This window comes from Aeromonas sp. 604176 (assembly GCF_049170755.1).
GTDB classification, from domain to species: domain Bacteria; phylum Pseudomonadota; class Gammaproteobacteria; order Enterobacterales; family Aeromonadaceae; genus Aeromonas; species Aeromonas veronii_A.
The window spans coordinates 1-10,899 of record NZ_JAAKNE010000135.1 but is presented as its reverse complement, the minus strand read 5'-3'; the positions used below and the strand labels follow the sequence as shown (position 1 = coordinate 10,899).

7 protein-coding genes are annotated in these 10,899 nt (G+C 51.3%); all 7 read right to left on the bottom strand.

The features are described 5' to 3' along the window. The coding region (locus G5358_RS18445) for a retention module-containing protein (RefSeq protein ID WP_421254638.1) at positions 1 to 931 on the bottom strand (931 nt) is incomplete at its 3' end. Positions 932 to 1,200: 269 nt separating this feature from the next. Continuing rightward, positions 1,201 to 3,126, bottom strand: coding sequence for an EAL domain-containing protein (locus tag G5358_RS18440; protein WP_421324659.1), 1,926 nt, complete (start codon positions 3,124 to 3,126; stop codon positions 1,201 to 1,203). Positions 3,127 to 3,129: 3 nt separating this feature from the next. Further along, a complete protein-coding gene (locus G5358_RS18435) occupies positions 3,130 to 3,882 on the bottom strand; it encodes a transglutaminase-like cysteine peptidase (protein ID WP_254204305.1) in 753 nt (250 codons plus the stop codon). Between the two features lie 138 nt (positions 3,883 to 4,020). Beyond that, on the bottom strand, positions 4,021 to 5,346 hold the full coding sequence (locus tag G5358_RS18430) for a TolC family outer membrane protein (RefSeq protein WP_216953335.1): 1,326 nt from the start codon (positions 5,344 to 5,346) through the stop codon (positions 4,021 to 4,023). Between the two features lie 37 nt (positions 5,347 to 5,383). After that, positions 5,384 to 6,817: an HlyD family type I secretion periplasmic adaptor subunit gene (locus tag G5358_RS18425; RefSeq protein ID WP_216953334.1), complete on the bottom strand. Its 1,434-nt coding sequence runs from the start codon at positions 6,815 to 6,817 to the stop codon at positions 5,384 to 5,386. After that, positions 6,810 to 8,954: a type I secretion system permease/ATPase gene (locus G5358_RS18420; RefSeq protein WP_216953333.1), complete on the bottom strand. Its 2,145-nt coding sequence runs from the start codon at positions 8,952 to 8,954 to the stop codon at positions 6,810 to 6,812. Before G5358_RS18420 ends, G5358_RS18425 begins: the two co-directional genes overlap by 8 nt. A gap of 351 nt (positions 8,955 to 9,305) precedes the next feature. After that, positions 9,306 to 10,235 (bottom strand): TIGR01212 family radical SAM protein, encoded by a 930-nt coding sequence (locus G5358_RS18415; RefSeq protein ID WP_216953332.1) that lies wholly within the window; start codon positions 10,233 to 10,235, stop codon positions 9,306 to 9,308. Positions 10,236 to 10,899: the final 664 nt, after the last annotated feature.

Sequence of the window (10,899 nt, the reverse complement as noted above, 5' to 3'; positions counted from 1 at the left end):
TGGTCAGCAGCACCTGTACCGTGCCATCCGTTTCGGTCGCACCCGCATTCAGCGCCTCGACGTTGAAGTCGATGTCACCTTGTGGCGTCACTATCAGCGTCAAGGTCGAAGTAACAACATCAGAACTATCGGTGACCAGATAACTCACTGTAGGAACTGCACCAGAATAGTCAGGAGCGGGGGTAAAGGTGAAAGAGCCATCACTGTTGATGATCAGCGTACCAATGCCAGTAAGGGTCGATGTAACACCTGCGGGAACATCAATATTACTACCCCAGCTATAGCTGATGATGGATTGAGCCAAGGGACCATCCGGGTTGGAGCTATTGGCCAAAAGATCACCACTGACAGGGTTATCTTCATCCATCGAAAATACTTCACTCTCATCCAACAAGAGATTAGTTAGTGGCTCCGGTTCTAACAGTGGTTCAGCCGCTTGCTCAGTGTTGATAATGGGTTCAGCCTGATAATTGGTATCAAAACCGGCCTCGGCAATGGTCGCATCACCGGTTCTATCAATGGTGACAAAGCCACCATTGCCGCTTGCTCCTGCTACCCCGCCAATACCACCGCCACCACCGGCAGCAGGTGCACCACCTGCTGCTGAAGCCTCAAAGTTTTGCGTCGGGTCAACGCCTTGCAAAATTGACTCTTGCAATGCAGCAATGTCAGAAGGAGCGCCCTCCGTGCTGGCACCACCTTGCGGTTGTCCCGGTTCTGCTAATTCGGAACCGGTGGGTACATTCTGCGCTGGTGTATCGTCATAGGGGGAAAGAACAAGCTTGGCATCATCCGCTATGGTCAATTTGGCACCGGGCTGGAGTATTTCCCCCTTTTGCAGGGGGCGACTGCTGCCATCAGCCAGCACAATCTCCACATTCCCTTCGATAGCTGAGACAACCACGGACTTGTCGATGATTTGGGTACGCATATCCATTGCTCCAACGTGACAGATCTTGATGTCTACACCGTAGAGGGAGATAACGTGCTTTTCCGTTGCAATAATCTATAGGTTTGACTGCCCTCAAACCGATATAGAGAATAAAATCGAAAGGTTATTTTTTCTTCATCAAAATCATAACGATACAAATGGAACCAAATAACACCCATATTAATTTGATAATAAAAAAATCAAAAAATATATTGTATTGATATAAAAAATGACCCCATTCGGGGCCATTTCTACAGTGCACATATCAATCAAGACAAGGGGAAAGCAGGATGCACAAATCCCTGATAACCATCGATATGCAACTTGGAAAGCAGTTCCACTTGATGTTGATCTTCGACGCGGGTTGCAATGGTGGTCACACCGGCATTGTGCGCAGCTCGGCACACTGCAGCCAAGAATGAGGTGTCAGCACCAGGCTCCATGACCTGACTGGTATAACCGTGATCCACCTTGACATAGGCAGGCGCTAACTCCTCCAGATAGCCCAGTGACTGGAAGTGACGGCCGTAGTGGTCAACCCCCCACTGGAAACCATGGATCTGCAATGCGCCTACCAAAGCGGCCACATGATCTTTGTGCTTCATAATGGCTGCCTCGGGTATCTCGAATAACAGCCGTTCTTTCAATTCGCCATGTTCGACCAGATAGTGCGTCAGCCAGGTCAAAAACTCATCCGAACAAAGCGAACCTGCCGTTATATTAATTGCCAGCACTAGATCCGCTTGTTTGTGCAGTAAGGGAACACATGCATCAAGTATTGCCTGATCAAAATCGCCCCCCAATTTGAACTGTTCGATGGCAGGCAAAAACTGACCGGCAAAATAGTCCGTGCCATCGCGAGAGATAGATGCAAACAACTCGGCATGCAACCTGGCCCCGTTATCAAATCGGCAAGCTGGCTGAGCCTTGAATCGCCAGAGGTGATGCGAAATAGCATCCTGAACCAAATCACGCCATGCCAAGCGCCCCATCAACCCCTGCTCGGCTCCCCCTTCCATGACAACAGCACCACGGCGTTCATTACGCGCCTTGCCGAGTGCATTATCCGCTTTAGTCAACAGGACTGAGAGATCATCATTACCATCACGGCCTGCAATACCAATGACGGAGAGAGGATTACCCTCCGCCATTGGGTTCACGACCAGATCAGCAATACGAGAATTGATAATTTCTGCCAACTCCTTAAGCTGACCCAAATCATCTGTCGGGCAGAGCAGAGCATATTCGGTCGCTGATATCCGCGCCACAGCTGCACCATCCCATCCCTTAAGCTGTTCGCGTAAGATTTGTGCTATAGATTTGACCATATTATCACGGGCAGCAAAACCTTCATCACGGTAGATATCATCGAGCATATCTACCGCAACCAACATGATGCCCCCTTGGCCAGATTCTGCAATCCAGGCATTAACCTGACCAACAAAATAGGCTCGATTACCCAAGCCAGAAACGGCATCCACATAAACTCGTTCACGCAGTTTCTCCGCCTCGTCGGCCTGCTCTTTGAATTGCACCGCCAACTTTCCGGATAAGATGTTGATCGCTTGTACAACCTGCTTCAATTCATAGGTCTTGGGCTCTGGAATGGTATGCCCAAAATGATGCAATTCAATCTCGACGGCCTGCTCACAAATCTGCTTGAGCGGTTTTAACAGGAAATTAAGTGCACGCATAAGCAAGATCGTGGTTACCAAAAATCCAATCACAAACCAGGTCGCCAGTTCGCTCATCCCTGCCCACAGTTCGTGATAGGCTTGTCCTGGGTGGCCCACCACCTTGAGCTTGCCAAGTTGCAGCCAGCCAGACGTCAGAATTGACTCATTGGATACTTCCGGAAACAAGCCAAGTTCAATAAACCAGTCAGGTACACCTTGAATACGGCTGCTGTTTTCTTCTTCAATCACATCTTTCGACGCAAGCAGGTCAAGACGAACCATACGGTAATAACCACCATCAAATATGGCCTTAATCACCGACTCAGCTCCCACCTTGTCGCCATTTTCAAGATAAGGGGTTAATGCCAGTCCCAGTGACGTAGCGGTGTTGATTACCGTTGTTTCCTGCTGTTGTGCCAGATAAGTTCGTGTCGAATTGAATTGCACCCAATAAGTAGCTGCAAACAATAGTCCAAACAACAGCAACATGGTGGCCAATAACTGTCTATAAAGCGTCATAGGTTAATCATCCAAATTCACCACAGGCCTAGCCAATCGCCCCGATGTCATGCGATTGCGTAAATCATTCCATAATCCCAAGCGAGATGATTGGCCAGCCAGCTCCCCTTGGCCTCGCGCCTTCATCAACCACAAGTGACTACCGTTAAAACTATAGATAGGTACCAAATCTCGCCGTTGGGTAGCGGGTCGAATAGAGCCTATCAAATTATCCAAAATAACCGGAACCGAAGAGGGTGTCTCATAATATGCCACCACCATGTGGAACTGGTTGTAATCAAGGGCCTTGACATAAACCATCCGCATTTTTTCATCCGGGATCCCCAATTCCAGTAGTGTGGAATATTTGGCAATACTGAAATCTTCGCAATCTCCTCCGGCAGCTCCCAGAAACTCGAGCGGGGTTGCCCAGTAATCTTTCTTGCGCCACAACTTGATGTCATCAACAAAGCGCATTTGATTAAAAAAGTTGTTCACTCTTTCGAGCTTTTTCGTCTCGCTCAGTGCCTTTCCCTTCGTTTCCATCACCAGCATGCGCCAACTGGTTACACGCTTGCCAGCTCTGGCGCCATAGGTCTGCTCCGCCCGCTTGATCAAGTTGAGGTCTTCCTGTGGCAGAGGCTGGCTGGCACAGAGCAAAAGTGAGAAGGGTAACAGCAGGATCCATAAGGAGTGGCGCAGAGTACGTAGAGATCGGTATCTCCATTTATTGAGGAGATCATACCATCTGCCTCCGGTACCACGCTGGAGTGTCACGTCATATGCCTGCTGCATGATTGCTTCTGCACTCCTCAAAAACCGCGCAACCACCTGCTTTAGCCAAACATGGTGACTGCCAGCTGCAGTCACCATGTTGGCGTTCATCATCATCCCGGCGGGATCATTGGCAAACGGTTATTGCCTGGGCTGCCATTCAGCGGGTTGCTTGACGCTAAATGCGTTGAGCAGACTTCCAGTCGCATTGAGGATGCGATAGTCCGCCAGCAATGCATCATACTCAGCAGTGATATAACTGCGACGCGCTTCGAACAATTCGTTTTCGGTGTTCAATACGTCCAGCAAGGTTCGCTGACCCAAGCCAAACTGCTTCTTGTATGCCTGAACGGTATCGTAGCTTGCATCAACATGCTCTTTAAGGAAGGTTTTCTGTTTGGCCAGCGACTCTTTCGCATTCCATGCCAAACGGGTTCCCTCTTCTACCTGACGAAATGCATTCAGATGAATGTCTTTCGCCTGAGAGTACAGTGCCGAAGTTGCATTGCTCTCGGCTACGTCAGAACCACCTCGGAACAGGTTGTAACGCATCCGCACCATAGCTGTCAGATCGTCATTGCGACCTTTAACGGCATCAATATCCTCATTCCAGTTTTGGTCCACTTCAAAAGTGACGTTAGGGTAGAAACCGGATTTGGCACCTTCATGCTGATACTTGGCCGCTTCAATATCTTGCAGGGATGAGAGCAGGGTCGGGTGAACTTCTGTCGCCGTTTTCAGGGCAGTATCGAGACTAGCCGGGACCAACTCGGCATTAGGTACCGGTTGAACGAGATCTTTTGGTACCTCGTTAACCACCCGAATAAACTCGCTTTCCGCATCACGGTAGTTGTTTTCAGCGGCGGCTTGGTTGGCGTAGGCCCTGGCAACACGACCATCAATCTGGGTCTGATCAGCAGTAGAACCAAGCCCTGAATCAGTCCGTTTCTGAATGTCGCTACGGATCTGTTCGTGGGTTTCCAGGTTCTGTTTGGAGAGTTCCAGGATCTCCTGCTGGCGCAGCATATTGAGGTAGACCTCAGCCACTCGCAGCGCGGTATTCTCTGCTTCGGAGATCATCGCCAGACGCTGGGCGTTGGCTTCAGCTTCAGTTCGGGAGACGTTGTTGCTGACATCAAAGCCATCAAACAACATCTGCCGCAAACTGAGCCCAGCCTCTTTGCGAGTCATGGAGTCATCAATATTGCTGTTTGAACCAGCAGCCCGGGTAGAAGGGCTGTCAGTCTTTTCATAGCCTACGCCGCCACGCAGATCGATCGTTGGATAATAGCCACCCTTGGCGCCATCATGCTGATAGAGGCGTGCCTGGTAGAGATCAAACGCTTCCTTGATCTTGGGATGCGTAGCGAGTGTCTGTGCCACCGACTCTTCCAGAGTCTGGGCCTGACCCAAACTAGGGATAAGGGTGATGCCACTGACCAGCATGGCAACAATCGTTTTTTTCATGTTATCTCCAGTCATGTTTTGTTTTTAGATTGTTGGCTTATCGTTCTCTCAGTGCCGACTGCTTAGCCCGTAAAATCGGCTTAAGTAAATAGTCTAGGACACTTTTTTTACCAGTAATGATATCAGCACTGGCTAACATACCGGGGATGATGGGAAGTGCGTTAAGCTCATCGCCCAAGTAACTCTTCTCGGTACGCACCCGAACCAGATAAAAGGAGTTCCCCTCCTCATCCTGGATCGAGTCCGCACTTATCTGTTCAACCTTGCCATGCAATCCTCCATAGATTGTAAAGTCGTAGGCAGTAATCTTGACGATGGCATCCAGCCCCGGTCGCAGGAAGGCGATATCTTTCGGCGACACCTTGGCTTCAACCAACAAGGTGTCCTCCAGCGGCACTATCTCCATCAAATCCATGCCGGGCTGCACCACGCCGCCCAGAGTGTTGATCTTGAGTTTCTTGATGGTGCCCTTGAGCGGAGCAATCACGCTGGTCCGATCAACCCTATCTCGCAAGCCAACCTGCCCTTCTGACAACTGGCCAAGTCGCCCCTGCTTCTCATTCAGTTCCGTCTGGGAGTCAGCACGGAATTTCAGCGCTATGTCATTGCGCTTGGAAATAGTCTCACGCAACACCGAATTGAGTTTTGGGATCAGCAGACGGTTGCTCTCCAGCTCCCCCTGCATCTCGTTGACCTGCCGCTCCAGCTTGATTAGCTCCACTTGAGGCACTATACCCTCTTTTGCCAGTGGACGGCTAATATTGAGCTCTTGTCTGGCCAGATCCACACTGCGATTCACGGTGCGAATTTTGGCATTCAGTTCAATCAGTTCCTGCTCTTTCTGCTCGATCTGTTGACCAAGAATATAGAGCTGGTTCTTCAGGTTATTAAGGCGATCCCGTTGTACCGAGCGTTCACGGTTGGCATATTCGGGAAAGACGGTTTCATAGCCATCCGGAAACTGAATTGGCGCTTCTCCCACCACTACCTGTTCACGCCACCCCAGTGCAGGGTCATTTTTAACCTCAACACTGGCCATTTCGGCCCGTAACCGGGCAATATCTCCTTTCAGAGTGACCAGCTCCTGCTCACGCTCTCGAAAATCGGAGCGGAAACGGGTGTCATCGATACGCAGCAGCGGCTGTCCCTTCTCGACGATATCTCCCTCTTTGACGAAGATCTCTTTTACTATCCCCCCTTCCAGATTCTGGATCACCTGCAGTTGGCGGGATGGGATCACCTTGCCCTGACCCACGGTGACTTCATCCAGCTCGGCCCAGGCAGCCCAGACGATGGCACTCATGAAAAAGAGGAAACAGCACCACAACAGGATGCGGGCACCTGTTGGGGTAGTAAGCAACACAGCGGCCGCGCCGTCATCGACAAACTCCAGATGCTCGGGGGCCGGCAATACATCACCGGAAGGCGCCTTTTTGCTGCGTTTTAACCAGTCCATGAGCCCCTTAACCATGGGACACCTCCTGCACGCGCACCTTGCCTTCCTTCAACTGCTGCAACACCACCTCTTTGGGGCCATCTGCCACAATCTGTCCCTGCTCGATGACAATAACCCGCGAGGCCACATCCAGCATTGAGGTCTTGTGGGTGATGAGGATCAAGGTGGTTTCCGGGCCCAGTCTGGCGAGCTCCTGTTTGACCTGCATCTCGGACTGGTTGTCCATGTTGGAGGTAGGCTCATCCATCACCAGAATGGGGGGATCATTGAGCAGGGCGCGTGCCAGCAGGATCGCCTGACGCTGGCCACCGGAGAGCTGGCGGCCACCCTCGCCGATCTGCCGATCCAACCCGTTGGGATCACGGTTGGTAAAATTGGTGACGCCCGCCCGCTTGGCAGCGCGCAAGACTCTCACGTCATCCACCAGCGGATTACCCAGCATGATGTTGTCTCGCACCGAACCAAAAAAGAGAATGACATCTTGGGGAACACAACCGATATTGCGACGAATCACCGAGGGAGGTAACTGGTCTATTTCGAAACCATCGATCCGGACCGAACCGTCAGTCGGCCGATACAGCCCCATCAACAACTTCTCGAGGGTCGTTTTACCCGCCCCAATCCGGCCGATAATTGCCACCTTTTCACCCGGCTGAATACGCAAATTGATATGGTGCAGGGTGCTGGTTTCCATTCCTGGATATTTGAACGAAACATTTTCGAATTCAATTCGACCGGCAATCACCGGATGATGGATATATTGCTTGCCCTCCTCCTGCTCACCCGGGGTTTGCATGATTTTTTCCAGAATATCCAGTGCAGATTTGGCCTGGTTATAACGGGTCGACAACACTGAGAGTTGCACCATGGGCGCAATGGCACGGCTGGAGAGCATCACGGCAGCAATCATCCCCCCCATGGTGACCAAGCCTTCGGAGATCTGGTAAACACCGACGATCACCAGACCGACCGTCACAACCTGCTGGATATAACTGGCCAGTGACGACATGGAGTTGGTAATTCGCCGTGTTTGTACACCCCAAGTGGAAATATGGGAAACAGCCTGCTCCCAACGGTGCTGGAACAGACTCTCGGCGCCAAAAATCTTGACCGTTTCCAGCCCAGAAATACTTTCGATCAGGTTGGCATTTTTCTGAGAGGCCAGCCGGGAACCCTCTTCGATGGACTTTTTGAGCGGCTCTTGAATATAGACGCTATAGGCGATGAGGATCAGCATGGCGACGATGGGGACCACCACCATCACGCCAGCAAACATCCAGATAATAAAGAGGAAGAAGACAGCAAAAGGGAGATCGATAAGAGTAGAAACCGTCGCGGAAGTGAAAAACTCCCGCACCGATTCAAATTCCTGCAGATGTTTGGCGAAAGCGCCGGTGGAAGCGGGACGAGACTCCATCCGCATGCCCATCACCTTGGCGAAAATCTTGGCAGACAATAGCACATCAGACTTTTTGCCAGCGATATCGATAAAGTAACTGCGCAACTGCCGCATCACAAAATCGAAGGTAAAGACCACCATGGCCCCGACCGCCAGCACCCAGAGCGAATCAAACGCCAGATTGGGTACAATCTTGTCATAGACGTTCATGGTGAAAAGAGGGCTGGCGATGGCAAACAGGTTGATCAGAATGGAGGCGATCAGCACATCGCGATAGATACCGCGGGATTCGAACAAGGTGCTCCAGAACCAGTGTCCATCACGGGTTTCCAGCACCTTGGGAGAGCGATCGTCAAACTTGAACTGCTTCTTAACGTAAAAGAGACGCCCCAAATACTCATCACCCAGCTGGGCAGCAGTCAGCCATTGGGCGGCATCACCTGCCTGCGGGAAAATCACTTTCCCCTGGCTGCGATCTTCGTTCCACTCCAGCAAAATACAGGCGCCACCGTTACGCATCTGCAATACGCAGGGCAGCAGCAAGGGAGAGATCTGATCAAGCGGCTGGATCACTTCACGGGCAGATAGCCCGCCCCGCTCGGCAGCACGACAAAAGAGTGCTGTAGTCAGTCGTCCGGAGACCAGTGGCAACCCGGTCGTCAGGGCATCCTGGCTGTTGGGCACACCATAAAAGCGGGTCAAGAAGACCAGACACTCCAATAACTCATCGATACGACTTGTTTCTGCTTGCATAGCATCCCGTCACTGCATTAATAAGGTCGATACGAGAGGGGTATCACTCATATTTTCCTGCTATAGCGACTCTAAAAACGAGCCCCCTCCCACAGATGAGCCTGATCAGGGAATAAACCTATCCGGATACATCGTGACACTCACCACCAATTTTCCTTGCATGATGATTGGTAAAACCAGCCTGTGAGCATCATGCCGACGCCTCCCTCAGGTAAATGGAGGTGTTAATTGATAATGGCATTTATTGTGGCGCATCACTATATCAACCTGCAGGTACCAAAACTATAGTTTATGGTATGAACTTTTTATATAACCCTATGTTTTACGTGAAAATAATAATTACGAACTCAATTATAGGTCAGGAAGTATGAAGGGTCTTCCCAGTGCATGACCCTGAGGGCCACTCAAGGAGAGTGCTCGTGCAATGTCCGCCATCGCAGTCCAGCGATTCTCGCACCAGGCGGGAGCAAGCAGGGTTGGGCGGCGCGCCGATGCCGAAATCCGGTGATACACCACCTCGGGTGGTGTGTGCTGGATCATGGCGACAGCGGCTTCCACATACTGCTCCAGCGTCAATACCTCAAGCCGCCCAGCTTGCCACGCTTTGCCAAGAGTACTGCCCTCTACCACATGAAGCGGATGCAGCTTGATCCCCTCAACACCGGTCCCAACGATACGATGCAGGGTATCGAGGCTGTCCATCGACACCTCGCCCGGCAGGCCGACGATCAGATGAGCACATACCTTGATGCCGCGCTGATGGGCACGTCTTACCGCATCCTCATAGGCGGCATAACCGTGGCCGCGGTTGATCCGTTGCAGAGTCTTGTCGTTGGCGCTTTGCAGCCCGAGCTCCAGCCACACCTCGTAGCCCCGGGCCTGATAGCCCGCCAACAGATCCAGCACCGCATCCGGCACGCAATCGGGGCGAGTGCCCACACAGAGCCCCACCATATCGCTCACCGACAGCGCCTCTTCATACATCCGCTGCAGATATTCGACCTCGGCATAGGTGCTGGTATAGGCCTGAAAATAGGCAAGATAGCGCTTGGCACGGGTGACTTCGTCCCGGCGAGCCAGCAGTTGTTGCACCACTGAGAGTTGTTGGGCCGACTCGTCGGCAAAAGAGGATACGTTGCAGAAGGTGCAGCCACCACGGCCCAGGGTGCCGTCACGGTTCGGGCAGGTGAAGGCCCCGTGGATGGAGAGTTTGTGGATCTTCTGACCGTGACGCTGCTTGAGATCCTGACCGAATGTATTGACGAGTTCGTGTAACTGCATGACACCTCCGCTAAAGGAGCGCCATTGTACGAGCTTGCGCAAAACAGGGGCTGAGCTGGATCAAGCTAGCGGAGAGGGTAAAACATATAAATACCCGACCAATTTTGAATAAATATAGAGAAAAAGCGCAAAAAAAGGATTTTTACAGTTCTTTGACGATTCAAACAGTAAACATCCATATGAAAATGAGACCTGATAACCCACTGTTGAACAATGAAAAATTCAAAGAGACCCGACAGCACACAATTGCAAGCATGGGATATTGAAAATGTGATCCCTTCCGCTGTCGGCCACATCGGGTTGGTAAAATTACTACATTCGCCCATCGTCGCCGAGCACACCATTGAGCCCGTCAATGGCGATATATTTAACCAACAAAATCAAACTACGCAGAATAAATACTTCATAACTGCGAGCTAATCCCCCTAACCCGACATTTTGTTATGCGAATGTAACCATGAAGACAAACCTGACCTGCGATTGACCTCGCCAGAAAATCCCATTAGTTTGGAGATTCGCCACGTCAGGCAGACGGAACCACAAGAGCCAATCGCAATTTATGCAGTCAGGTGATGACTGTGCGATACAAGGCCGAGCAAGGGAGAAATGCAATGTCACTATATGATCCAAAGCTGGAGAGGGATAACTGTGGCTTCGGCCTGTT

Coding starts and splice junctions, on each gene's coding strand:
- G5358_RS18420 (WP_216953333.1), bottom strand. CDS start 8,954: ATGCAAGCAGAAACAAGTCGTATCGATGAGTTATTGGAGTGTCTGGTC.
- G5358_RS18440 (WP_421324659.1), bottom strand. CDS start 3,126: ATGACGCTTTATAGACAGTTATTGGCCACCATGTTGCTGTTGTTTGGA.
- G5358_RS18415 (WP_216953332.1), bottom strand. CDS start 10,235: ATGCAGTTACACGAACTCGTCAATACATTCGGTCAGGATCTCAAGCAG.
- G5358_RS18425 (WP_216953334.1), bottom strand. CDS start 6,817: ATGGTTAAGGGGCTCATGGACTGGTTAAAACGCAGCAAAAAGGCGCCT.
- G5358_RS18430 (WP_216953335.1), bottom strand. CDS start 5,346: ATGAAAAAAACGATTGTTGCCATGCTGGTCAGTGGCATCACCCTTATC.